We start from the raw sequence: 21,718 nt of genomic DNA, 5'->3' as shown, positions 1-21,718 counted from the left end.
CCGCAGGTCGAGAACCCGCAGGCCGAGGACCCGATGCGGCTGATCCACCTGCTGCGCGGGCTGACCGTCGAACTCGACCTGTTCGGAGCCGAGTTCGCCGCCCGCAACGGGCTGCACCCGACCGATCTGCGGGCGCTGATCCACCTGCTGGACGCCGGCCGGGCCGGGGAGGTGGTCACCCCGGGCCGGCTCGGCGAGGCGCTGCGGCTGAACTCGGCGGGCACCACCGGGCTGGTGGATCGGCTGGAGCGGCTCGGGCTGATCCGGCGCGAGCGGGATCCGGAGGACCGGCGGAAGGTCCGGCTGGTGGTCGAGGACCGGGCGATGGAGCTCGGGCAGGGCTTCTTCGGCGGGCTGATCGGCGATCTGGTGGGCGCGATGGGGCGGTTCGACGCGGCGGAGCTGGCGACGGCCGGACGTTTCCTGCGCGCGATGACGGAGGTGGTGGCCGCCGCCCGGCGCGAGTGAGCGGACGGCGGGTGTGAGCGGACGGCGCGAGCGGGCGACCAGAGCAACGAGCAGAACAGCGATCAGAACCAGGTGTCGCAGTAGTGCGGCCCGTGGTGGCCCTCGCGGAGCAGGCAGACGTCGGGCTCGCGCGGCGGTTCCGGGTCGTCGTAGGGGGCGGCCTCGGGGCAGCGCGGGGCCACCTCGACGGCGTACTCCGGCCAGGACACCCAGTGCAGGTCGTAGCCGACGCCCTGGAGGAGCGCCGAGTGGGTGCCGTCGTGGTCGGCGGTGAGTTCGCAGCGCAGGCGCGGTTCCATCACGAAGGCGGCGCGCGGGATGTGGTTGAAGTAGTCCACGTCGGCCTGCGGAAGGGTGACGACGGCCCGACAGCGGGGGAGGTCGGCGAGGTGCGGGGCGGGGAGGGAGTCCGGGTGGCTCATGACCGCCAGCATTCCACCGGGGGCCGGGCGCGGGCGGCGATTCCACCGTTCTGTACGGGTCCCGGAGGACAACTGTCGTGCCGTGTACGGGTGGTGGACACCTGTGCGATTACGGTGGAGGCGGGCGGAAGTGGTGGAAGCAGTGGAAGCCGTGGGATCAGGCGGACCCGAGGGACCAGCTGACCACTGACAGCGTCCCCATCGAGACGAGCGTCGACCACAGCACCGCGTCCCGGGCGAGCGCCGTACCCTGCCCGTACTCGCGGGCGTACACGTACACGTTCTGCGCGGTGGGCAGGGCGGAGAAGAGCACCACGGTGAGCAACTGGTGTGCGGGCAGGTGGAGGACGAAGGCGGCGACGGCGTACGCCGCCAGCGGCTGTATGAGGGTCTTGACCGCGACGGCCAGCCCGACCTCGGCGTAGCGCGAACCGCCGGTGGCGGGCGGGCGGTTGTGCAGCGAGAGGCCGAGGGCGACGAGGGCGGTCGGTACGCCCGCGCCGCCGAGCAGCTCGCAGGAACGATTCAGCTCGGCGGGCAGGTGGACGCCGGTGGCCGAGACGACGGCGCCGAGCGCGGTCGCGAGCAGGATCGGGTTGCGCAGCGGGAGGGTGAGCAGGGCGCGGCGCCCGGCCGTGCGACCGTCGAGGACGGCCAGGACGGCGGGGGTGACCAGCAGGATCTGGAACAGCACCACTGCCGCGACGAACGAGGCGTCGCCGAGGACCTGCATCGCCACCGGGATGCCGAGGTTGGCCGAGTTGACGTATCCGGCGGCCATGCCGCCGACCGCCAGTTCGCCGGGCTTGCGCCGGAACAGCAGGTGGCCGGCGAGTAGCCCGAGGCCCATCGCGACGGCGGTGCCGGCGGCGAAGGCGAGCATCGAGGCGTTGGCGAAACGTTCCAGCGGGGTGCGGGCGATCATCAGGAAGAGCGCGGCGGGCATCGCCACGTGAAAGACGAACCGGCTGAGCACCGCCTCCGCCTGCGGGCCGAGCAGCCCGGACCGGCCGACGAGGTAGCCGACCCCGGTGAGTGCCCAGATCGGGGCGAATCCGGACAGCAGCGGGTGCAGGGTGGGCATGGTTCCTCGGATCGCTCGGACGGTGCGCCTGATGCGGCGGGGGCCGCCCGCCCGAGGCAGTAAACCAGTGGCGTCAAGCAGCGGAGTCAAGCACTGGCGTCAAGAGGCGGATCCTGGACCAGGTCCGGAGCGTCGGGCGGCCCTACGATGTGCCGATGGACTATCTGAGCCTGGCCGAGGTGGAGACGATCGCACGCCGCGCGCACGAGGGGCAGGTCGACAAGAACGGCCACCCCTACAGCGAGCACATCGCGGCGGTGGCCCGCGGGACGGCGGCGCGCGGCGGCAGCGAGGCGCAGATCGCGGCGGGCTGGCTGCACGACACCGTCGAGGACGACCGGCTGAGCCGGGAGTGGCTGGCGGAGGCCGCGCTGCCGGAGGAGACCAAGGCGATCGTGGACGCGCTCACCCGGCGGCCGGACGAGCCGGTCGAGGAGTACACCGCCCGGATCCTGGCCACGCCCGGCGCGCTGCTGGTCAAGCGCGCCGATCTGGCCCACAACTCCGACCCGGCCCGGCTCGCCGTGCTGGACGAGGCGACGGCGGCGCGGCTGAGCGCCAAGTACACGCGGATGCGGGAGCTGCTGGGGCTCACCGGGGAGCTCTGACCGAGCGCGGGGACCGCGGCCGGACAGGCCGCGGCCGGACAAACCACGACCGGACGAGCCACGGCCGGACGAACCGCGGAAGGGCCCGCGCCACGCGGATCGCGCGGGCGCGGGCCCTTCCGGGTCACCCCGGTGGTCCCTGTCCGACCCCGGGGTGAGGGGGAGAGTGGTCAGGAGGCGGGTGTAAGTCGCTGTGTGCCGAGGGTCGGCTTAGTACCAGTGGTGGGTCTGCCAGAACACCCAGGCGGCGTTCGGGCTGCCGTAGCGGGAGTTCATGTAGTCCAGCGCCCACTTGATCTGGGTGCGCGGGTTGGTCCTCCAGTCGGCGCCGGCGGAGGCCATCTTGGAGGCTGGCAGCGCCTGGCCCAGTCCGTACGAGCCCGAGCTCGGGTTGGTCGCCGTCACGTTCCAGCCGGACTCGTGGGAGATGATCTGGCTGAACGAGGCCAGCTGGTTGGCCGGGACGATCTGGGCGGCGATGGCCTTCGGGGAGGCGGTCGCGGCGGAGGCGGTGGCGGGGACCACGGCGGCACCCAGGGCGGTCAGACCGGCGGCGCCGGCAAGAATCGCGGCAGAGGTACGCATACGGGGCTTGAAAGTGGGCATGTAGAGCAGGACCTCAATCGGGTTGGGCCGAGTCTCGCCCCGTCCTGGACCATGGCCGGACAGGGGCCGAAGGTCGCGGGGCGTGACTCGGCAGTAAGCCGCTGGCCGGCGGGACAGGAGCCGGTGCAGCTGACGACGAGAGCAATTGTTGGCAGACCGGATCGGCTCCCGCCAAGACCCCCTTGTTACGACCCAAGGTCGTACGCGCGGTGACCGCGTTGGATTCGGAGGGGCGGCTGCGCGGACTGTGCCAACCGTTCTGACCTGCCAAAATGTCCCGAATGCCCGATTGATGCACGCCGACGGTGGTCGCGGCGTCACCACTATCGCCCGTCGTGGAGCGGTTTTCCGTGTGAGCGCACTCACTGCTCAGGTCCTCGGGGTCGTCACTCGACGGCTCACCGCAAGCACTTTGGGTGCAGAGGATCTCCTGTCGAGTGAGACTGCCGCCACACTCCTTGGCCCCCCTTCTTGGGGGTGCGGACCTACTTCGTGTGCGGGTCGCCCAGCCGGCGGTGCCGCGCCGCCCGCGCCGCGAGGCGCTCCGCCTCCGTAGCCGCCGCCAGCGTGCCGAGGGCCGCGCCGACCGCCCGTCCGAGGCGCTCACAGAACGCGGCCGGCTCGTCGGCGGCGTCCGGCAGCTCCGGGACCACCTCGTCCACCAGGCCGACCTCCGCCAGGTCGTGCGCGCCGATGCCCTGCGCGCGGGCCAGCTCGGCCGCGTGCGCGCCGTCCCGGTGGACGATCGCGGACGCGCCCTCGGGCGGCAGCGGCGCGAGCCAGGCGTGGCCGGCGGCGATCACCCGGTCGGCCGCGAGCAGCGCCAGCGCCCCGCCGCCCGAGCCCTGGCCGAGCAGCACCGCCAGCACGGGGGTGCGCAGGGCGAGCAGGGTGGTCAGGCAATGCGCGATCTCGATCGCGACCCCGTCCAGCTCGGCCTGCGCGGACAGCTCGGCCCCGGCCGTGTCCACCACCGTGACCAGCGGCAGGCCCAGCTGCTCGGCCAGCCGGGCGCTGCGCCGGACTGCCCGCAGGTCGGCCGCGGTGAAGGGACGCTCGTGGTCGGGGGTCTGCCGCTGCTGGCCGACCACGAGCACGGGCCGCCCGCCGAGGACGGCGAGCGCGCGGACCAGTGCGCCGTCCCGCCCGCCGGGCGCGTCAAGCAGCACCAGCTCCTCGGCGGTACGGCGCAGCAGCTCGCGCGTACCGGGGCGGTCGGGACGCCGGGTGCGGTGGACGGAGTCCCAGGCGTCGGGGCGTTCGTTGGTACGGAGCTCCTCTGTATTAAAGAGTCCCGCCGTACTGAGGGGAGCCGGCCTGGGCACCGCCGTCAGGACGGCCAGCGACCGCCGGACCACCTCGCGCAGCTCCTGCGGCGGGACGACGGCGTCCACCAGGCCGCGCTCGGCCAGCGTCTCCGCGCGCTGGACGTCAGCGGGCAGCTCCACGCCGCGCAGCTCCTCGTACACACGCGGGCCGAGGAAGCCCAGCCGGGCGTCCGGCTCGGCGAACACCAGGTGACCGAGCGTGCCCCAGGAGGCGAAGACGCCGCCCATCGTCGGGTTCCGGAGATAGGTGAGATAGGGGAGGCCCGCCGCCCGGTGCGCCTGGACGGCGGCGGTGATGCGCAGCATGCAGAGGAAGGCCGCCGAGCCCTCCTGCATGCGCGTCCCGCCGGAGACCGGCAGGGCGAGCAGCGGCAGCCGTTCGGCGGTGGCGCGCTCGACGGCCCGGGTGATCCGCTCGGCGGTGGCGACGCCGATCGAGCCGCCGAGGAAGCCGAACTCGGACGCGACCAGGGCCACCGGCCGTCCGCCGATCAGGACGGCGCCGGTGACGACCGCCTCGTCGAGGCCGGTCCGCTCCCGCGCGCGGGCGAGCGAGGCGCGGTAGCCCGGGTCGGCGGGTTCGGTGTCGGAGGGTGCAGCGGAAGCGGGCTCGTCCCAGCTGTGGAAGCTGCCGGGGTCGGCGAGCAGCCCGATGAGCTGGTGTGCCGTCAGCGAAGTCCCCGTACCCATGCCCACCCCGTCAAGTGATCGTCCCGGCCCGAAGCGATCGACACTCTATGCGGCCCGGCCGGGGTGGGGCGGGAGCGTCGTGAAGGTGTGAGCCGGTCGACAGCTTCGCCGGGGACGCACGGTGCGTGTGGGGCCGGGGTGGTTCGTGAACGGCCTCGCGGAGGGTGCCGGAGTGGTTGCCGGGCGGAGCGGAATACACGTCAAGTCGGCTGCTGGGCAAGCAAGTTACCTGTTGGTAAATAGTTTCCGCGGGGCTTCCGGAGGGGCCGGAGGCTCGCCACACTGTTTGACATGACCCGCACTCTACGCGCGTGGAAGACCCGCGCTGCCGCCATCACCGCCGTCGCCCTGATGACCCTCGCGCCCGTCGCCGTCGCCACCGAGGCGCACGCCGACGTGAGCGGTACGGTCTGTCTCTCCGCCCTGCCGCCGGAGGCCACCGACACCCTCAACCTGATCGCCACCGACGGGCCGTTCCCGTACTCCCAGGACGGCGTGGTGTTCCAGAACAGAGAGCAGGTGCTCCCGAGTCAGTCCTACGGCTACTACCACGAGTACACCGTCATCACGCCGGGCGCCCCGACCCGCGGTGCCCGCCGGATCATCACCGGCCAGGCCAGCCAGGAGGACTACTACACCGGCGACCACTACGCCACGTTCTCGCTGATCGACCAGACCTGCTGAGTCCGTCCTCCATTCGCTCCCGGCCCCGGCGATCCACTCGCCGGGGCTTTGCGCTGCCGGGGCTACCGGCTGTGCCGCGCGAGGGAGTTCAGAGCTCGGACGGCCCCCAGGTGCTCACCGTCAGCCCGTCGCCGACGCGCAGGGTGCCGGGGCGCAGCACGGCGAACTTGCTGCCGAACGCGACCCCGCCGGCTGCGGCCCGGCGGTAGCGGGCCAGGGTGCGCAGCGGCTCGGGGCCGGCCTTGGCACCGGTCGTCTGGTCGACCAGGGTCACGGCGCAGCGGACCGCGAGCTTGGCGTAGCCCAACTCGGCGCCCGACTCGGCGTCGCCGACGGCGATGTGGCGCGCCAGGTCCTCGGTGTGCGGCTCGTCCCAGCCGTCCACCACGATGTTCGGGCGGAACCGGTCCACCGGCAGCGGGAGTTCGCCGGTGCGCGCGTTGAAGTCGTCCAGCGTGGCGCGGGACAGCAGGTGGACGGCGCAGCTGTCGGCGTACCCGGAGGTGCCCGGGATCAGGCCGTCGGTGACCCGGTCGTGCTCGGGCGGGACGCGGACCAGCCGGCTGCGGACGCCGAGCACCTCGGACAGCCAGTCGGCAACGGCCTCGCCCTGGTCGATGCCGAAGAACGGCGCGCCGAACAGCTCGACCTTGCGGCGCGGCCCCTCGGTGTCCACCGGGACGGTGACGGGCCCGGCGCCCGGCGCCTCCAGGGTGAGCCGACGGCCGTCCTCGCCGACGGACGGGCGGACGGTGGCGAGGAGGCGGTCCCGGCGCTGGGAGCGGAAGACGCCCTGCTCGTCCACGACCATGAACGCCCGGTCGTGGGCCAGCCCGGCCGGGGCCAGCTCCGCCCGCTCGGCCGAGATGCCGGCGCATCCCTTGATCGGGTAGTACCGCAACTCCACCACGGCGGCCATGATCTCCCCGTCCCTCCCCGTTTCCCGTGAGGGTAGTTGACCGCCCGCGCCGTCGTCCGCGGGCTCCTCGCCCGCCGGTTGCTAGGGTTCGGGGCATGGCACCGAGCAGCGCGAACCCCCCGGGACGGCTCCGGCGCGACGCCCAGCGAAACCGCGACCTGCTGCTCGCCGCCGCCCGCGACATGTTCTCCCGGCACGGCCTGGACGTCCCGCTGGACCAGATCGCCAAAGAGGCCGGCGTCGGCAACGCCACCCTCTACCGGCACTTCCCGACCCGGGACGCGCTCATCGCCGAGGTCTTCGCCGACGCCGGTGCCACGCTCGTCGGCGCGGGCGAGGAGGCCCTGGCCGCCGCCGACGCCTGGACCGCCATCGAGCGCTACTTCGAGCGGATCTTCGAACTCGTCGCCGCCGACCGCGGCATCAACGACCTCGTCACCCAGGCCATCCCCACCATCCCCGGCATGATCGAGATCAGCCGGCAGCACGCCGCCACCGTCGGCGCCCTCATCGCCCGCGCCCAGGAGCAGGGCACCATGCGCCGCGACGTCGTCACCATGGACCTGCTGTTCATGCTCGGCCCGCTCTGCCGGGCCCTGCCCGCCACCACCGAACTGCGCCCCGACCTCTGGCGCCGCTACCTCGCCCTCCTCCTCGACGGCTTCCGCGCCCGCGCCGCCCACCCGCTGCCCGTCCCGCCGATCGGCGAGGAACACCTCGACCGGATGTTCGCCGACCTCTGGGAGGCCGAGCCGCCCAGCGCATGAGCCGCCCGGCACGCAAGTCGCCCTGCACATGAGCCGCCGAACTCCGGTACGGGGGAGGGACGTTCCACGTATCAGGAGTGCGTACGGATCACCCGCCCGCGCGTCAGAACCCCGTCAATGCGGGCCCTCCGCCCGTGCCCTCCCGCTTTGCTGGGACGACACGAGCTCGGACGACACGAGCGGAAGGACGGGACGGACCATGGCGGACAGCGGCACACCCGAGGCGGCGGGCGTACCCGACGACGGCCGCGGCCGGATCGTCGTCGGCGTCAGCGGCTCCCTCGGCAGCCTCGCAGCCCTCCACCACGCCGTCGCCGAAGCCCGCCGCACCGACGCCGAAGTCCTGGCCGTCCTCTGCTGGACCCCGACCGGCGGCGAGTCCGGCTACCGCCGCACCCCCTGCCCGCCGCTGATCACCGCGAGCCGCGACGCGGCCGTCGCCCGCCTCCGCCAGGCCCTCGGCGAGGCCTTCGGCGGCGGCTTCGCCGGCGTCCGGCTGCGCTGCCAGGCGGTCCGCGGCGACACCGGCCACACCCTGGTCCGCTGCGCCGACCGCCCCGGCGACCTGCTCGTCCTCGGCGCCGGCAGCCGCGGACGGCTCGCCCGCGTGCTGCGCCCGTCCGTCACCGCCTACTGCGTCCGGCACGCAACCTGCCCGGTGCTGGCCGTCCCCAAGCCGCCGCTCCAGCGCGAACTGGAGGCGCTGGAGCGCAGCCACGGCGTGAGCTTCGTGCCGGCGGGGCAGTAGCGGGCCGGCTTGCTCGCCAACGGCCTTCCGAGGACGCGGGTGGATCAGCCGGAGGAGGCGATCCGGGCGGCGGCGTCCGGCCAGGCCGGGAGCATCTCGTAGTCCTGCTCCTCCATCACGTGCTCCTCCCACCAGGCGCGGCCGTCGAGCCAGTCCGCCAGCCACTGCGAGAGTGAGGGGGAGTCCTCGAACCAGGTCTGCGCCGGGTCGTCCCGCTCCGCGTTCGGCTCGTGGAGGAGGACGGGCGCGCCCGGGCGCAGGCAGTCCACCGCGCCCGACATCCCGCAGCCCCAGTCCAGCACCGGCAGCACCCCGGCGGGCCAGCCCGCACCGCGCGGGTAGGAGGCCGTGATCCGGCTCAACGGCCAGAGCAGGAAACGGTCGGGGCCGTAGCCGCCGTCTCCCACCTCGCGGTAGAGCCGGATCAGCAGCGGGGGGAGGGCGAGGCCGAGTGCCGCCTCGGCCGCCGCAACCTCCTCCGCGCTCGCCGGCGCGGCCGGCGGCGTGCCGTCTGCGATCGCCCGCTGCCGCACCCGCTCGATCAACGCGTCGTCGTCCATGGCGGCGAGCGTGTCATGAACCTACGACAGGCCGGCCGCCTGGGCGAGGATGGCGGCGGTCCGGCGGCCGGCGTCCAGGGTGCCGGCGGTGGTCGCCGGGAGGCAGCGGTTGGCCGCGGGGTCGTACTCGGTCATCACCACGCCCGCGTGGTCGGTGGGGAGTTCGTGGAGTCGGGCCGTGGTGGCCACCTCGCTCAGCTTCCGGGTGTGCTCGGGCCCGACCACCTCGTCGGCCGTGCCGTGCACCAGCCAGAGCGGGACGGGGGAGGGGCGCTCGGCCAGGACGTCGAGCGGCACCTCGCCGGTGGTGGCCGCCGGGCGGGAGTAGCTGGACGAGATGCCGACCGCCGCTGCGGGCCGCAGCTCGGCGGGGGTGGCGGGGGAGACAGCCACGGCGACGGCCTCCCGGCCGCCCAGCGACCAGCCGGCCAGGACGAGCCGGTCCGGGTCGCCGCCGAGCGCGGGCGCGGCCCGGCGGGCGTGGGCGAGGGAGGCGAGGAGCTCGGCGCGACCGGCGTCGGCCCGGTCGGAGCGCCAGTCCGGCACGAGCACCAGCAGCCCGCGCCCGGCCGCCTCCTGGGCCAGCGGGCGCAGCACGTCCCGCTCGTCGGGCCCCCGCCCGTGCCACAGCAGCACGACGGGTACCGGCCCGGCGGTCCCGGCCGGCGGGCGGTGGACGTCCATCGGCCGCCCGTCGGCGTAGTGGACGACCTCCGCGGCCTCGGGGGCCTCGGGGGTCGCCGGGGTCTCGGGTCGAGCGCTTGTCATGCGGGGTTCCCCTCCCGTTCGGTGTACGGCCACTGACCTGGTACTGTACTTCTCGTTGCGAGGGAGATGATCTCTCGTCAGGCGTCAGCGGTGCTACCAGAGCACGTCCTACTTTCAGTAGGGAGAGTCCGTGCAACCCGGGCCTGGCGCTCCACTGTCGGACGAGGTCCGGTACCCGCCTGGGTGCCGGGCCTTTTCTGTGTTTCGGGGTCTGCCGGCCTGGTTCGGCGCAGGGGTGCTGACCTGCTAATGTTCTTCTCGTTGCGAGGGAGATGATCTCTCGTCAGGCGTCAGCGGTGCTACCAGAGCACGTCCTACTTTCAGTAGGGAGAGTCCGTGCAACCCGGGCCTGGCGCTCTACCGTCGGACGAGGTCCGGTACCCGCCTGGGTGCCGGGCCTCTTCTGCGTTTGCCCTGCGGACACCGGCACGGGGTCAGGACGGCTGGCGGTCGGAGCCGAGTTCGCGGGAGATCCGCAGGCCGGCCTGGGCGACGACCGGGCCGAGGGCGCGGACGTGGGCGGCGGTCATGCGGGAGGTCAGGCCGGAGACGCGTCCCCGGTCACTTGCGATCGGGTTCAGTGGCGGACGAATGCGTAGGCCTCGCAGGCGAGTTGGGGCCAGGGGAGGGTGGAGGCGGGGTCGAGGGCGAGCCATTCGCGCATCGGCTTGCCCTTGCCCGCGTCGAAGTGCGCGCCCTCGCCGGCGGCGACCAGTTCGTCGACGCGGGTGCGGGGGAGCTTGAGGACGAGGCGGCCGGCCGAGAGCATCGCGAAGATGTGGCCGTCCGCCTTGAGTGCGTCGGACCCGAATCGGCGCCCCGCACTTGGCAGTGCGACGCCGTCCAGGGCGGCCAACTCCTCGACGAGGGAGGCGAATCGGTCCTCGGGGTCGGGGATTCTGCGGGTCATCTCAGGCTGCCTCCGCCGATTCGTCGGGTGGGACGGCGATCAGGGTGAACACCGCCCCGCTGTCGTCGCGGACGAGCGCCGAGCGGCCGAAGGGCGTCGGCTCCGGTCCGGCGAGCACGGTGCCGCCGAGCGCGCGCAGGTGTGCGGTGGCGCGGTCGGCGTCGGCGGTCGCGAAGGAGGTCAGCCAGGCCGCCGGGCCGGGCGGGTCGACGGGGCCGATGCCGCCCGCAGGGAGGCCGTCGGCGCGGAAGACGGTGTAGCCGTCCCGCGGCCGGTCGTAGGTGTAGTCGAACACCTGCCGGTAGAAGTCGCGCGCGGCGTCCGGGGCGGGGGAGAGGTGCTCGTTCCAGGTGAACGTGCCGGGCTCGTTGACCAGTCCCGCGCCCGGGACGGGACCGCCCTGCCAGAGCCCGAACACCGCGCCCAGCGGGTCGGCGGCCAGCGCGGCCCGGCCCTGGTCGGGCACCTCGTACGGCTCGCGGACGAGGCGCCCGCCCGCCGCCTGGATCGCGGCGGCGGTGCGGTGGACGTCCGGGGTGGCGAGGCGGGTGAGCCACGCGGCCGGCGTGTCCGGCGGTCCGACGGCGGCGACCTGAGCTCCGTAGAGCGTGGCGATCAGCTCGGCCGGGCCGGTCGCGACGAACTCCCAGCCGAACAGCCCGCCGTAGAAGCGCCGGGCCTGCTCGACGTCCGGCACCGCGAGCGCCACCCAGCACGGGACGCCCTCGCGGTACCTGCCCGCCTTCGGCATGCCGCCTCCTGCGCTCGCCCCCACAGGCCAGCGTCCGCCCTTGGTGCCGGGGCGGCAATCCGGGGCTTCACGCCATGCCGGGCGGCCTCAGGCCGCGCCCGGCGCCTCAGGTCACGCCGCGCGGCCGGAACTGGATGCTGATCCGCGGCCCCACCGGCCGTGCCGTCTTCGGGATCGCGTGCTCCCAGGTCCGCTGGCACGAGCCGCCCATCACCACCAGATCCCCGTGTCCGACCGGCTGCCGCACCACCGTCCCGCCCCCGTGCCGGGGCCGCAGCAGCAGCGCGCGCGGCTCGCCGACGGACAGGATCGCCACCATGGTGTCTTCCCGGGCCCCGCGTCCGATCCGGTCCCCGTGCCAGGCGACGCTGTCCCGCCCGTCCCGGTAGTAGCAGAGCCCCAGCGTCCGGAACGGCTCGCCCAGTTCCTCCGCGTAGTGCGCACTCAGCGCGTCCCGCGCCTCCCCGAGCACCGGATGCGGCGGCTCGGCGCCCTCCCCGTACGAGGCGAGCAGCCGCGGCACGTCGACCGTCCGCTCGTACATCTCCCGCCGCTCCGCCCGCCACGGCACGTCGGCCGCCAGCTGTTCGAACACCCGGTCCGCCCCGCGCAGCCACCCGGGCAGCACGTCCAGCCACGCGCCGTCGCCGAGCACCAGCCGCCGTATTCCGCCGAGCGGACCGAGGCGGACGCCGTCCTCGCCGAGGTCGTCGAACAGCGAGGGCTGGAGGTGGACGGTGCTGTGCATGGCTTCAGCGTACGCGCTCATTCGAACATGTGCTCGAACAGTCGGGACGGTCGTCGGGCCTTCTCCGCGAAGACCCAGCGGTTGGCGGCGAGGGTGTCGTTCGGTTCGGGGAGGGGGCCGCGGCCGTGGTGGTGGCTGAAGTCGAACGGGGTGCGGATCGTGCTGGACCAGCCCCGTTCGGCGAGGTCGGCGGCGGTGTCGGGGCGGGGTTCGGCGTCGAACAGGGCGAGGAGGTCGACGCCGATCCGGTCGCGGGCCGCCAGGTAGACCGGGTTCGAGCGGACGGCGGACGACTCCAGGCCCAGCTTGGCCTCGTAGGCCAGGGTGCTGCCGTCGGCGCTGAGCCGGTCGACGGTGTCGACGAGGGCCCGTTCGGCGGCAGGTGGGAGGTAGAGCAGCAGGCCCTCGGCCAGCCAGGCGGTGGGGGCCTCGGGCCGGAAGCCCGCGGTGATCAGGGCTTCGGCCCAGTCGTCGCGCAGGTCGGCCGGTACGAGGGCGCGGGATGCGGTCGGGGTGGCGCCGAGCCGGTCGAGGACCTGCTGTTTGAAGGCGAGGACGTCCGGCCGGTCGAGCTCGAAGACGGTGTGGCCCGGCGGCCAGTCCAGCCGGAACGCGCGGGTGTCCAGCCCGGCGCCGAGCAGGACGACCTGGCGGGTGCCGGTGCGTGCGGACGCGAGGAGGTGGTCGTCCAGGACCCGGGTCCGCAGGCCGAAGTAGCGGCCGAGCCGACCCCAGAGGGGGTCGGCGTCGCCGTTCGGGACCTGTCGGGGGTGGACGGGCCACTGCGCGGACGCGCGGGCGGCGCGCACGAAGTGCTCGGCGTGGACATCGGTGGCCAGGGCGTCGGGGCGGTGGGTCTCGATCGCCCGGGCCGCCGCGACCATCAGCGCGGTGAGTCCCACGCCCGCTTCGACACCGCTCGTGGCCGGCCCGGTCACGAGCCGTCCTCCCCTGTGCCGTCCTCCTGTGTGCTGTTCTCCCGTGTGCCGTTCTCCTCGGGGGTCCGCGACCACGTGGCGACCTGGTCGTGGGTGGTGACGCGGGCGCCGTAGAAGCGGCTCATGAACTGCAGAGTCGTTTCGTCCGGCAGGTGGAGTGCCGCGGTGCAGTCCCGCAGGACGGTGATGTGGAAGCCCTTCTGGAAGGCGGTGCGGGCCGTGGAGTCGACGCAGACGTCGGTGAAGAGGCCGGTGAACGCGAGGTGCTCGGTGCCGCGCTCGACGAGGTGCCGCTCGAACCCGTCGTCGAGGAACGCGTCGAAGCAGGCGTGCTTGGTGAACACCGCCTCCCCGGGCGCGGGCGCCACCCGGTGGAACTCCGCGCCCCGCGTACCGTCGAGGCACTTGGGTCGCTTGCCCTGGACGGAGTCCCGGAGCCGCCAGGCCGCCCGCTGGTGATGGACGTCGCCGAGGAAGCGGACGAACACGACCTCGGTGCCGTGCGCCCGTGCCGCGTCGACGGCACGCGCGGTGTTGGCCGCCACCGTCTCCAGGCGGGTGGGGTCGCCGGGGTAGCGGGCGGCGGCGACCGGTCCGGTGCAGAAGTCGTGTTGCAGGTCGACGACGACCAGCGCGGTGCCGTTCCCGGTCCCGGCGGTCATGACCGGGTGGCCAACGCGTCGGTGGGGTCCGGCTCCTCCGCGTCGAGCGCGTCGAGCACGGCGTCGACCATCGCGCCCGTGGAGTGCCGCCCGCCGAGGTCGGGGGTGCTGATCCCCTGGTCGAGGACGGCGGCCAGCGCGCGTTCGGTGGCCCGGACCGCGCCCGGACAGCCTCCGTGCAGTTCGGCGATCTGCGCGGCGGCCCGTACGGTCGCGGTCGGGTTGACGCGGCCGGTCCCCTCCAGGTCGTCGGCGGAGCCGTGCACGGTCTGGTACTCGACCAGCCCGTTCAACGCCGGGTGGAGGTACACGTTCTGGGTGCAGCGGTTCTCCTGGCGCTCCTCGCCGAACCGGTCGAGCAGCACCACGTGCATGATGTCGGCCCACTCGTTGCTCGCGACGATGACGGTGCGGTCCGCCAGGCCGTGCGTGATCAGGTTGCGGTTCACGGTGTCCGGCTGGAAGAGCCGGACGGGCGTGCCGTGCCGGGCCGAGCTCTCGGCCACCCAGTCGTCGAGGGCGCCGTCGAGGAGGTGGAACTTGTAGGCCATGACGACCCGCTCGGGTCCGTGGCCGGGCCACTCCTGCCGGGCGCGGCGGACGGCGAAGTCCAGGATCTTCTCGGTGATCTCCCGGCTGAACTCCATGGTGCGGGTGACCAGTCCGGGGGAGTGGCGGTTCTCCCCGGTGTAGAAGCCCTGCGCCTCGTCCCGGACCAGCAGCAGCGACGCGTCCCCGGCGGCGATCGGCTCGACCTTGACCGCCTGGAGCCGCTGCCGCACCAGGTAGAGCGACTGCGCGTTGATCGCCGTGCGGAACACGGCCGCGGTGCCCAGTCGCGCCTGCTCGCGGCAGAACTCCTCGTAGTGGGTGGCGTCTTCGTGCGTGAGCCGGCCGATCCGCTCGACGTCCCCCTCCTCGGCCTTCAGGGACACGTACGAGTGGTACGTCCGCGGCGACCGTACGATTTCGATGTCGGTGCGGTGTAACTTCGCGATCCTGCCGAGGACTTGCTGGAAGACGGTGGCGAGTTCCGCCCCGGTTCCTCGGCCGACGGCGAGTCCGATGACCGGCTTCACCTGGCTCCCTTCCATGACGTCCGACAGCCCGATACGTGTGCGGTGCCCAGGAGGTGTGGGCCCCAACTGGGCACCCTGCCCAGTGGGTTCACCAACTATTCGTGACGACAGTCGAGTTGTGGGGGATGCCGGGCTTTCCTTCACCGGAAGGAGTGAAGTCGGACCGGTCGGCGGTTTGGGGTCAGCCGTCGCGGTGAAGATCGCATTGTTGCTGGATCGCGCCGGGGGCGTCACTGCTGACGATGGCCACGCGGGGCGGTGGACCGGCGGCGGGAGCGTCCTCGGTCGTGCAGACGAGTTGCTGGATGGCGGTGGTGCTGAGGGAGGCGGCGGGCCAGGACAGGCGGAGAGTGACGGTGCCGGGGGCGGCGGTGGCCTGGATGCGGCCGGTGATGGGCAACTCGCTGTAGAGGCCGGTGCGTTGCTCGGCCCGGTCGGGGCCGGCGAGCAGGGTGTCGAGGGTCTGCTGGAGGTCCTCGCGCCGGGTGCCGGGGCGGATGGCCAGGCGGATGCCCTGCTGGCCGGGGAAGTAGAGGCGGGTGCCGGGCTGGATGCCGGTGGCGGCCAGGCCGCTGCGGACCGGTCCTGTGCTCGGGATCGAGCAGCCGCAGGTCAGCAGGAGGAGGGCCGCCGAGGCGGCGAGGCGGCGGACGGTCACTGGTTGGTGGACGGTCACTGGTCCTCCGAGGCGGTTCCGCGGGGCAGGACGAGGGTGAACACCGCACCGCCCGCAGGGGAGTTGGCGGCTTCGATGATGCCGCCGTGCAGGCGGGCGTTCTCCTGGGCGATGGCGAGCCCGAGCCCGCTGCCCTCGGAGCGGGTGCGGGCCTTGTCGGCCTTGTAGAACCGGTCGAAGAGGTGCGGGAGTTCGGTGGGCGGGATGCCGGGTCCGCGGTCGGTGACGGTGAGCACGAGGTCGCCGTCGGTGTCGTCCCCGTGGGTGGTCAGGTGCAGCCGGACGGGCGGGCGGCCGTGGCGCAGCGCGTTGCCGACGAGGTTGGCGACGATGACGTCGAAGCGCCGTGGGTCGAGCCGGGTGGGCAGGGTGGCGGGCAGGTCGACGTCGACCCGGTCGCTCCAGCCACGCAGGTCGAGGGTCTCGCGGACGGCGGCCGCCGCGTCGATGGCCTCGGTGCGCAGCGGGGCGGCGCCGGCGTCGAGGCGGGAGATCTCGATGAGGTCGTTGACGAGCCGGGTGAGGCGGATGGTCTCGTTGCTGATCATGCGCAGGGCGGTGGCGGTGTCGGCGGGGAGGTGTTCGGCGTCCTCGTCGAGGATGTCGGTGACGGCGAGCATCGCGGCGAGCGGGGTGCGCAGCTCGTGGGAGACGTCGGCGGCGAACTGCCGGCCCTGGCTCTCGACGGCGCGCAGTTCCTCGATGGTGCCCTGGAGGGTGCGGGCGGTGTGGTTGAACGTCTTGGAGAGCTGGGCGAGTTCGTCGTGGCCGGTGACGGTCAGGCGGGTGTCGAGCCGGCCCTGGGCGAGGGCGCGGGCGGCGTCGCCGAGGGCGCGGACCGGGCGCAGCACCTGCCGGGCGGCGAGCAGGGCGAGACCGGCGGCGAGGACGGCGGCGAACACGCCGGCTCCGGCGGCTCCGGCGAGCACCTCGTTGGCGGCGCCCTGTTCACGGTCGAGGGGGAGGATCGCGTAGACGGTCAGTCCGGAGGGGGTGCCCGATCCGATCGGTCCGGTGGTCGCGTTGGTGACCGGGACGCCGGCGGCGAGCCAGGGGTGGCCGTCGGCGGTGAAGCGCTGGAACGCGGCGTGGCCGGCGCCGACGGTGCTCTGCAGGGTGGGTGGGACGGTGACGGGCTGGGTCCACTCGGAGTGGGTCGTCCCGTACGCGGCCAGGACGCGCCAGTCGCGGAACCCGCCGGTGCCGGACAACTGTCCTGCGAGGCGGTTGAGTTCAGCCTGGGTCGGCGGGAAGGGCAGGGCGGGGGCGAGGACGTCGATGCGCCGGCGCAGCTCGTCCAGGGTGGTGTCCTGGGTGAGGTCGAGGGTGGAGTTGGTCGCGGCCCGGTAGGTGAGGGTGGCGGTGGCGAGTGCGCTGATGGCGGCGACGGCGACGAACGCGGCGAGCATGCGGGGCCGCAGCCCGGCGACGGCGCGGCGCAGGCGGAGCAGCCGGTGCTTGCCGGGAGTGTCGGGTCTGGAGGGGTCGGACGGCGTGGACGGATTGGCCGGTCCGGACGGGTCGGCGGGCTGCTCCGCGGCCGACGGTGGGGTGTTCACAGCGGTCCGAAGCGGTAGCCGAAGCCGCGGACCGCCTGGATGTAGCGTGGCGCGGCCGGGCTGTCCTCGATATTGGTGCGCAGCCGGTTCACCCCGGCGTCCACGAGGCGGATGTCGTCCCGGCGGCCGAGCCCCCACACCGACTCCAGGAGCTGCTCGCGGCTGAACACGCGGCCGGGCGCGGTGGCCAGTTCAAGCAGCAGCCGCAGGTCGCCCGGTGCCAGGGGGAGCGGGGCGCCGTTTTTGGTGACGGTCAGCGCAGCCCGGTCCAGAACCAGGTCGCCGTGCACCTCCCGGACCGGCTCGGGGCCGGGGGCGTCGGTGCGGCGCAGCACCGCCCGGATCCGGGCGTCCAGCACGCGGGACTGCGCGGGCTTGATCACGTAGTCGTCGGCCCCGGCCTCCAGGCCGAGCACGGTGTCGACGTCGTCCCCGCGGGCGGTCAGCATGATCACCGGGGTCGGCCGGTCCCGGCGCAGGCGGCGGCACACCTCGAAGCCGTCGATGCCCGGCAGCATCAGGTCGAGCACCACGATCTCCGGCGGCTCGCGGCGGGCCTGCTCCAGCCCCGCCTCGCCCGACGCGGCGGTACGCACCTCGTGGCCCTGGCGGCGCAGGCCCAGGGCGAGTGCGTCGCGCACCGAGGCGTCGTCCTCGATCAGTAGTACTCGTGACATGCCTGCCAGTATCCGGGCCGCCGGAGCCGGGATCGGCCAGGCACGGGGTGGGCGGCGGGTTCGTTGCGAAACGCTCAAACACCGTTGCGAAACGCTCATGCGCAGCTCACAGGCCCCGCACGTGCACGGCAGACGGTGGTGGACCCGAGCCCGGGGTCACTGGAAGGACGCCACCGGCGGCGCCCCGGTGCCGTACTGCCGCGCCCCCGGCGGCGCGTTCACGCCCGAGAGCCGCCAGATCGCCGCCGCCCACGGCATGCGGCTGCTCGGCTGGAACGTCGACACCCGCGACTTCGAACGCCCCGGGGTCGAGCGGATCGTCGAGACCGCGAAGGCCCAGTTGCGCCGCGGCCCGACGGTCCTCCTGCACAATGGCGGCGGGAACCGCAGCCAGACCCTCGACGCCCTCGAACAGCTCCTTCCCTGGCTCAAGGACAACGGGTACGCCTTCAGCTTCCCGAAGCGGTGACCCGACGTGCTTTGATCAGGTGATCGTGCCCGGGGCTGCGGCGTCGGGGACCTGGCCGTCCTGGGCCTGCTGGGAGCGGGTGGCCAGGAGCTGGGCGAACACCGCCAGGACGGGGACATCGGCGGCGGCGGCGGAGGCGCCCGGGCCGGAGTCCCGGACGTAGAGCAGCGTGGTGCCGACCCGGACCAGGGCCTCCGCGCCCTGCGAACCGTGGGTGCGGGCGGCGCTCTGGTCGCCGATCGGGGGCAGCGGGACGGCGGCGGTGGCGTCGGCGCCGCCCACGCTGCCGAGCATCGTGTCGAAGGCCCGCCCGGCGGTCCCGGGGGAGGCGAAGGTGACCACGGTGAACTCCACGCTGTGCCGCGAGCCCGCGCGGAAGTTCACGGTGGCGTAGGCGAGTTGCTGGTCGCAGGCGTCCCGGACGAAGCACGGGACGTCGTCCGACGTACTGGTCCCGGCGTGCGGCCCGGTCTCGATCTGCCAGCCGCCCGGCATCGCCTGGATATCGGGCAGGACGCCCTGCGCCTGGGCGGGTTCGCGCAACGCCGTCACGGCGTGGGCGAAGCCGTGCACACCGGGCTGGAGGAGCGGCCGGTTGCCGAGATTGATCCCGAGCGCGACCAGCGCGGCGACCACCACCAGGGCGAGCGTCACCAGGATGCCGCCGGTGCTCCGGCGGGTGGCGGCGGGCAGGGTGACGCGCAGGTGGACCGTCGGAGGGTCCTTGGGCCGGCCGAGCTCGGTGAGCAGATACCGGGCGAACGCCGGGTCCTCGGCGAGCAGTTGCCCGACGACGGCGGCCAACCCGGCCCGCGTCTGCGGATCCGCCGGCCTCGCCTCGATCGCGTCCACCGCCTCCCCGCCCCCGGGCACCGCCCGCAACCGCGTCCGCACGAGCTCCGCCACCACCGTTCCCGGCGCCCGGACCAGAGCCTCGACCACGGCAGTCACCAGTTCCTGACCGTCCCCCATGCCAACTCCCCCCACCGCACGAGTCGTTGACACCACCATCCCGGAATCTCCACCATTTCGGAGCCCCACCGACGAAAACGGGAACGGAACTGCGACACCTTTCGGACGCCCACGGGACGAGCGCGGACGGGGACCTGGTTGACGGGGGCTCACGGGCGATTCGTAGGGTGGTCGCCAACGAGGGCGGCACGTACGACGAGTTGCCCGCCCACCTGAAGAAGGCCCGGAAACCGTGACCGCACCGCACCCGCTCGTCGTGCAGGCGTCCGCCCTGATGGACCTCGGCCGCTACGACGACGCCCGCGCGCTGCTCGCCCGGCGGCTCGCCGAGGACCCGACCGATGTCCAGGGCTGGGTGCACCTCGCCAGCTGCCACTGGTCGCTCGGGGACCACGAGGACCTGCTCACCGCCACCGGCGAGGCGCTGGCCCTCGACCCGGAGCACTTCGATGCCCACTGGCTGCGCGCGTACGGGATGCGTCGCCTCCTCCGGCCGGACGAGGCGCTGGCCGAGGCCCACGAGGCGATCCGGATCGAGCCGCAGCGCTGGCAGGGCTACGCGGCTCTCTCGGAGGCCCTGGGCGCCTGGCAGCCGCGCTGGCCCGAGGCGTTCGACGCGGCGGCGACCGCCGTCCGGCTCGGCCCGGACTCGGTCGGTGCGCACTACGCGCTGTGGAAGGCCGCGTTGCTGAACGGCCGTGTCGACGTGCGGCGGCAGGCGGTACGCGAGGCCCTCCGCATCGACCCCCAGAACGCCTGGGCCCTCAAGGACCGGGCCGACGACGCCGCGTGGGCCGCCGCCGCGCCGCCGCTGACCGGCGCGGGCGCCAAGCTCCCGGCCGCCGCCGAGGCGTACGCCACCGCGCTCGCCGCCGACCCGCAGGCCGACGGGCTGCGCAAGGGCCTGGACGCGGCGGTGTTCCGGATGCTGCGCGGCACCCGCTGGCTCGCGCTGGTCTGCCTGGTGATCGCGGCCCTCGCCGCTCGGCTCTTCCCGACCGGCGACGACCCCACCGCCCTGCCCGGCCCGCTCGGCACCCGGCTCTACGCGCTCGCCCTGATGGCCGCCGTCTGGGGCTTCGGCGCCTGGCGCCGCTACCGGCGGATGCGGAGCGGGGTGAAGCAGGGCCTGTGGTCGCTGGTGCGGCGGGTCGGCTGGGCGCGGCTGGTCGTCGGGCAGTCGGCGTGGTGCACCTTCACCGGCGTCGTCATCGTGACCGTGCCGTGGTCCGAACGGAGCGTCCCCCAGGTGCTGTTCTGGGTGGCGCTGGTGCCGACCCTGCTCACCGTGTGGTTCGAGCGCGCGGCGATGCGCGCCTGAGCGCCGAGCGCGCGGTGACCGGACAGGGCTCCGGTCACCGCGCCCACCGGTCAGGCCGCGTTGTCCGGGTCCGCCTCCGCCGTTTCGCGGCTGACCGAGTCGAGCAGCAGCTTCGCGGCCACGGCCGCGCCGTCGGTGCGGATCGTGCCGGCCACGGCGGTTGCCCGTGCGCGCGTCTCGGGGGCCAGGGCCGTCCTGAGCGCGGCCGACAGGGACTCGGTGGTCGCGGCCGAACCGTCGTGGGCCGCGCCGATGCCCAGGTCGGCCACCCGGTCGGCCCAGTACGGCTGGTCGGCTCCCTGGGGCACCACCACCTGGGGAGCGCCGGCCCGGGCGGCCGTCGTCGTCGTGCCCGCGCCGCCGTGGTGCACGACGGCGGCCACCCGGGCGAACAGTGCCTGCTGGTTGACCTCGCCGACGGCGAAGCAGTCGTCCCGGTCGTCGATCAGGGCCAGGTCCGCCCAGCCGCGCCCGACGACGACGCGGTGGCCCTGCGCGCGGACCGCCTCGATGGCCACCCGGGCGGCGTTCTCCGAGACGTGGCGCGTGCTGCCGAGGCCGACGTACACCGGTGGCGCGCCGGCGTCCAGGAACGCCACCAGGTCGGCCGGCAGCGGGCGTTCGTCCGGCAGGATCCACGCGCCGGTGTGGACGACGTCGAGGTCCGGGGTCTCCTGCCACGGGCCCAGGACCGGGTCCGTGGCCAGCCACGGCCGGTCGGTGAAGATGAAGTCGCGGACGCTGTCCACCGGTGGCAGGCCCACCGACGCCCGGTGGGCGTTGAGCGCCTCGCCGTGCAGCGTGTTGAACATCTGGGCGTTCAGGTCCCACAGCACCCGGTTGTCGGTCCCCTCCGGCGGGACCGACTGGCCCGGCAACAGCGCCGGCGGCGGCGCGTGGTGGGGCGACGGCAGCATGAACGGACAGAAGGTCACGTACATGTAGGGGATGCCCAGCTTCTCCGCCACCGACCGCGAGGCGAAGTGCGCGAGGCCGGACGCCAGGAGCGCGTCGCACCCCTCGGCCGCCGCGGCCACCGCGTCGAACTGCGCGGCGAACTCGGCCACGCGCCGCCCCGCTTCGGCCGCCGACGACGGCCGCACCATCGTTCGCATCGGCCGGCCGATCGGCACCACCGGCAGGCCGACACGGGCAAGCAGCTCCACGAAGTCCTCGTCCGGCGGCGCGCACACCCGCACCTCCGCGCCGAGTGCCTGCAACTGCACCGCGAGTTCCACCAGCGGTTCGACGTCCCCGCGCGAGCCATACGTCGACAACAACACACGCACTTTGCGCATCCCCGT

Annotated in this window: 24 protein-coding genes and 1 pseudogene; 7 read left to right on the top strand and 18 right to left on the bottom strand. The window is 73.9% G+C overall.

Annotated elements, in window-relative coordinates; translation table 11 throughout:
• Positions 1-33 precede the first annotated feature (33 nt).
• Positions 34-468, top strand: a complete 435-nt coding sequence (locus KV557_RS17940; RefSeq protein WP_218201525.1) for a MarR family winged helix-turn-helix transcriptional regulator — start codon at positions 34-36, stop codon at positions 466-468.
• A 62-nt stretch (positions 469-530) separates the two neighbouring features.
• On the opposite strand, the gene KV557_RS17935 is transcribed toward KV557_RS17940, so the two are convergent.
• Both KV557_RS17935 and KV557_RS17930 read right to left on the bottom strand, forming a co-directional pair.
• On the bottom strand, positions 531-890 hold the full coding sequence (locus KV557_RS17935; protein WP_218201376.1) for a hypothetical protein: 360 nt from the start codon (positions 888-890) through the stop codon (positions 531-533).
• A gap of 157 nt (positions 891-1,047) precedes the next feature.
• On the bottom strand, positions 1,048-1,974 hold the full coding sequence (locus KV557_RS17930; protein ID WP_218201374.1) for an AEC family transporter: 927 nt from the start codon (positions 1,972-1,974) through the stop codon (positions 1,048-1,050).
• 155 nt (positions 1,975-2,129) lie between these two features.
• On the opposite strand from KV557_RS17930, the gene KV557_RS17925 reads away from it, so the two are divergent.
• Positions 2,130-2,582 (top strand): HD domain-containing protein, encoded by a 453-nt coding sequence (locus KV557_RS17925; RefSeq protein WP_218201372.1) that lies wholly within the window; start codon positions 2,130-2,132, stop codon positions 2,580-2,582.
• Positions 2,583-2,792: 210 nt separating this feature from the next.
• Here the strand turns inward: KV557_RS17925 and KV557_RS17920 are convergent, their stop codons facing one another.
• Together KV557_RS17920 and KV557_RS17915 are read right to left on the bottom strand one after the other, a co-directional pair.
• Entirely contained in the window at positions 2,793-3,167 is a 375-nt protein-coding gene (locus KV557_RS17920) for a transglycosylase SLT domain-containing protein (RefSeq protein WP_256177573.1), read from the bottom strand.
• A gap of 506 nt (positions 3,168-3,673) precedes the next feature.
• Entirely contained in the window at positions 3,674-5,206 is a 1,533-nt protein-coding gene (locus KV557_RS17915; RefSeq protein ID WP_256177572.1) for an acetyl-CoA carboxylase carboxyltransferase subunit alpha/beta, read from the bottom strand.
• Positions 5,207-5,497: 291 nt separating this feature from the next.
• Between KV557_RS17915 and KV557_RS17910 the strand changes: the two genes are divergently transcribed.
• The gene (locus tag KV557_RS17910; protein ID WP_218201369.1) at positions 5,498-5,890 is read left to right on the top strand and encodes a ribonuclease; all 393 of its coding nucleotides are present in this window, start codon (positions 5,498-5,500) and stop codon (positions 5,888-5,890) included.
• An 88-nt stretch (positions 5,891-5,978) separates the two neighbouring features.
• Here the strand turns inward: KV557_RS17910 and KV557_RS17905 are convergent, their stop codons facing one another.
• Entirely contained in the window at positions 5,979-6,809 is an 831-nt protein-coding gene (locus KV557_RS17905; RefSeq protein WP_218201367.1) for an MOSC domain-containing protein, read from the bottom strand.
• Between the two features lie 95 nt (positions 6,810-6,904).
• Between KV557_RS17905 and KV557_RS17900 the strand changes: the two genes are divergently transcribed.
• Positions 6,905-7,576, top strand: a complete 672-nt coding sequence (locus KV557_RS17900) for a TetR/AcrR family transcriptional regulator (protein ID WP_218201365.1) — start codon at positions 6,905-6,907, stop codon at positions 7,574-7,576.
• 199 nt (positions 7,577-7,775) lie between these two features.
• Positions 7,776-8,324, top strand: a complete 549-nt coding sequence (locus tag KV557_RS17895) for a universal stress protein (protein ID WP_218201363.1) — start codon at positions 7,776-7,778, stop codon at positions 8,322-8,324.
• Positions 8,325-8,368: 44 nt separating this feature from the next.
• On the opposite strand, the gene KV557_RS17890 is transcribed toward KV557_RS17895, so the two are convergent.
• The 11 genes from KV557_RS17890 to KV557_RS17840 form a co-directional block, all read right to left on the bottom strand.
• Complete coding sequence (locus tag KV557_RS17890) at positions 8,369-8,884, bottom strand: SMI1/KNR4 family protein (protein ID WP_218201361.1); 516 nt, start codon at positions 8,882-8,884, stop codon at positions 8,369-8,371.
• A 21-nt stretch (positions 8,885-8,905) separates the two neighbouring features.
• Complete coding sequence (locus tag KV557_RS17885) at positions 8,906-9,652, bottom strand: alpha/beta hydrolase family protein (protein ID WP_256177571.1); 747 nt, start codon at positions 9,650-9,652, stop codon at positions 8,906-8,908.
• Between the two features lie 577 nt (positions 9,653-10,229).
• Positions 10,230-10,562 (bottom strand): TfoX/Sxy family protein, encoded by a 333-nt coding sequence (locus KV557_RS17880; protein WP_218201359.1) that lies wholly within the window; start codon positions 10,560-10,562, stop codon positions 10,230-10,232.
• A 1-nt stretch (position 10,563) separates the two neighbouring features.
• Positions 10,564-11,313, bottom strand: a complete 750-nt coding sequence (locus tag KV557_RS17875; RefSeq protein WP_218201357.1) for a VOC family protein — start codon at positions 11,311-11,313, stop codon at positions 10,564-10,566.
• Positions 11,314-11,419: 106 nt separating this feature from the next.
• On the bottom strand, positions 11,420-12,061 hold the full coding sequence (locus KV557_RS17870) for an alpha-ketoglutarate-dependent dioxygenase AlkB (protein ID WP_218201356.1): 642 nt from the start codon (positions 12,059-12,061) through the stop codon (positions 11,420-11,422).
• Between the two features lie 17 nt (positions 12,062-12,078).
• Complete coding sequence (locus tag KV557_RS17865) at positions 12,079-12,945, bottom strand: SAM-dependent methyltransferase (protein WP_218201519.1); 867 nt, start codon at positions 12,943-12,945, stop codon at positions 12,079-12,081.
• 50 nt (positions 12,946-12,995) lie between these two features.
• Positions 12,996-13,661, bottom strand: coding sequence for a cysteine hydrolase family protein (locus KV557_RS17860; protein ID WP_218201354.1), 666 nt, complete (start codon positions 13,659-13,661; stop codon positions 12,996-12,998).
• Positions 13,658-14,740 (bottom strand): isocitrate/isopropylmalate family dehydrogenase, encoded by a 1,083-nt coding sequence (locus KV557_RS17855; protein ID WP_308129952.1) that lies wholly within the window; start codon positions 14,738-14,740, stop codon positions 13,658-13,660. The genes KV557_RS17860 and KV557_RS17855 overlap by 4 nt, the downstream gene beginning before the upstream one ends.
• Before the next feature lie 181 nt (positions 14,741-14,921).
• A complete protein-coding gene (locus KV557_RS17850) occupies positions 14,922-15,416 on the bottom strand; it encodes a GerMN domain-containing protein (RefSeq protein ID WP_218201349.1) in 495 nt (164 codons plus the stop codon).
• Positions 15,413-16,975, bottom strand: coding sequence for a sensor histidine kinase (locus KV557_RS17845; RefSeq protein ID WP_308129951.1), 1,563 nt, complete (start codon positions 16,973-16,975; stop codon positions 15,413-15,415). Before KV557_RS17845 ends, KV557_RS17850 begins: the two co-directional genes overlap by 4 nt.
• Positions 16,972-17,652, bottom strand: a complete 681-nt coding sequence (locus KV557_RS17840) for a response regulator transcription factor (RefSeq protein ID WP_218201347.1) — start codon at positions 17,650-17,652, stop codon at positions 16,972-16,974. The genes KV557_RS17845 and KV557_RS17840 overlap by 4 nt, the downstream gene beginning before the upstream one ends.
• A 169-nt stretch (positions 17,653-17,821) precedes the next feature.
• Between KV557_RS17840 and KV557_RS17835 the strand changes: the two are divergent.
• A pseudogene (locus KV557_RS17835) lies at positions 17,822-18,121 on the top strand (polysaccharide deacetylase family protein); the annotation flags it as partial.
• A 15-nt stretch (positions 18,122-18,136) separates the two neighbouring features.
• Here the strand turns inward: KV557_RS17835 and KV557_RS17830 are convergent.
• Positions 18,137-19,093, bottom strand: a complete 957-nt coding sequence (locus KV557_RS17830) for a hypothetical protein (RefSeq protein WP_218201345.1) — start codon at positions 19,091-19,093, stop codon at positions 18,137-18,139.
• Positions 19,094-19,325: 232 nt separating this feature from the next.
• Here KV557_RS17830 and KV557_RS17825 point away from each other — a divergent pair, with 232 nt between their 5' ends.
• Positions 19,326-20,414 (top strand): tetratricopeptide repeat protein, encoded by a 1,089-nt coding sequence (locus KV557_RS17825; protein ID WP_308129950.1) that lies wholly within the window; start codon positions 19,326-19,328, stop codon positions 20,412-20,414.
• 50 nt (positions 20,415-20,464) lie between these two features.
• On the opposite strand, the gene KV557_RS17820 is transcribed toward KV557_RS17825, so the two are convergent.
• Positions 20,465-21,703: a glycosyltransferase gene (locus tag KV557_RS17820; RefSeq protein WP_308129961.1), complete on the bottom strand. Its 1,239-nt coding sequence runs from the start codon at positions 21,701-21,703 to the stop codon at positions 20,465-20,467.
• Between the last annotated feature and the right edge of the window lie 15 nt (positions 21,704-21,718).

The sequence above is a fragment of the Kitasatospora aureofaciens genome, from assembly GCF_019192735.1.
Classification (GTDB): domain Bacteria; phylum Actinomycetota; class Actinomycetes; order Streptomycetales; family Streptomycetaceae; genus Kitasatospora; species Kitasatospora aureofaciens_A.
Note: the sequence above shows the minus strand (reverse complement) of the source record. Positions and strands in the feature narration are given on the sequence as shown.

Coding starts and splice junctions, on each gene's coding strand:
- KV557_RS17940 (WP_218201525.1), top strand. CDS start 34: ATGCGGCTGATCCACCTGCTGCGCGGGCTGACCGTCGAACTCGACCTG.
- KV557_RS17935 (WP_218201376.1), bottom strand. CDS start 890: ATGAGCCACCCGGACTCCCTCCCCGCCCCGCACCTCGCCGACCTCCCC.
- KV557_RS17930 (WP_218201374.1), bottom strand. CDS start 1,974: ATGCCCACCCTGCACCCGCTGCTGTCCGGATTCGCCCCGATCTGGGCA.
- KV557_RS17925 (WP_218201372.1), top strand. CDS start 2,130: ATGGACTATCTGAGCCTGGCCGAGGTGGAGACGATCGCACGCCGCGCG.
- KV557_RS17920 (WP_256177573.1), bottom strand. CDS start 3,167: ATGCGTACCTCTGCCGCGATTCTTGCCGGCGCCGCCGGTCTGACCGCC.
- KV557_RS17915 (WP_256177572.1), bottom strand. CDS start 5,206: ATGGGTACGGGGACTTCGCTGACGGCACACCAGCTCATCGGGCTGCTC.
- KV557_RS17910 (WP_218201369.1), top strand. CDS start 5,498: ATGACCCGCACTCTACGCGCGTGGAAGACCCGCGCTGCCGCCATCACC.
- KV557_RS17905 (WP_218201367.1), bottom strand. CDS start 6,809: ATGGCCGCCGTGGTGGAGTTGCGGTACTACCCGATCAAGGGATGCGCC.
- KV557_RS17900 (WP_218201365.1), top strand. CDS start 6,905: ATGGCACCGAGCAGCGCGAACCCCCCGGGACGGCTCCGGCGCGACGCC.
- KV557_RS17895 (WP_218201363.1), top strand. CDS start 7,776: ATGGCGGACAGCGGCACACCCGAGGCGGCGGGCGTACCCGACGACGGC.
- KV557_RS17890 (WP_218201361.1), bottom strand. CDS start 8,884: ATGGACGACGACGCGTTGATCGAGCGGGTGCGGCAGCGGGCGATCGCA.
- KV557_RS17885 (WP_256177571.1), bottom strand. CDS start 9,652: ATGACAAGCGCTCGACCCGAGACCCCGGCGACCCCCGAGGCCCCCGAG.
- KV557_RS17880 (WP_218201359.1), bottom strand. CDS start 10,562: ATGACCCGCAGAATCCCCGACCCCGAGGACCGATTCGCCTCCCTCGTC.
- KV557_RS17875 (WP_218201357.1), bottom strand. CDS start 11,313: ATGCCGAAGGCGGGCAGGTACCGCGAGGGCGTCCCGTGCTGGGTGGCG.
- KV557_RS17870 (WP_218201356.1), bottom strand. CDS start 12,061: ATGCACAGCACCGTCCACCTCCAGCCCTCGCTGTTCGACGACCTCGGC.
- KV557_RS17865 (WP_218201519.1), bottom strand. CDS start 12,945: ATGGTCGCGGCGGCCCGGGCGATCGAGACCCACCGCCCCGACGCCCTG.
- KV557_RS17860 (WP_218201354.1), bottom strand. CDS start 13,661: ATGACCGCCGGGACCGGGAACGGCACCGCGCTGGTCGTCGTCGACCTG.
- KV557_RS17840 (WP_218201347.1), bottom strand. CDS start 17,652: ATGTCACGAGTACTACTGATCGAGGACGACGCCTCGGTGCGCGACGCA.
- KV557_RS17830 (WP_218201345.1), bottom strand. CDS start 19,093: ATGGGGGACGGTCAGGAACTGGTGACTGCCGTGGTCGAGGCTCTGGTC.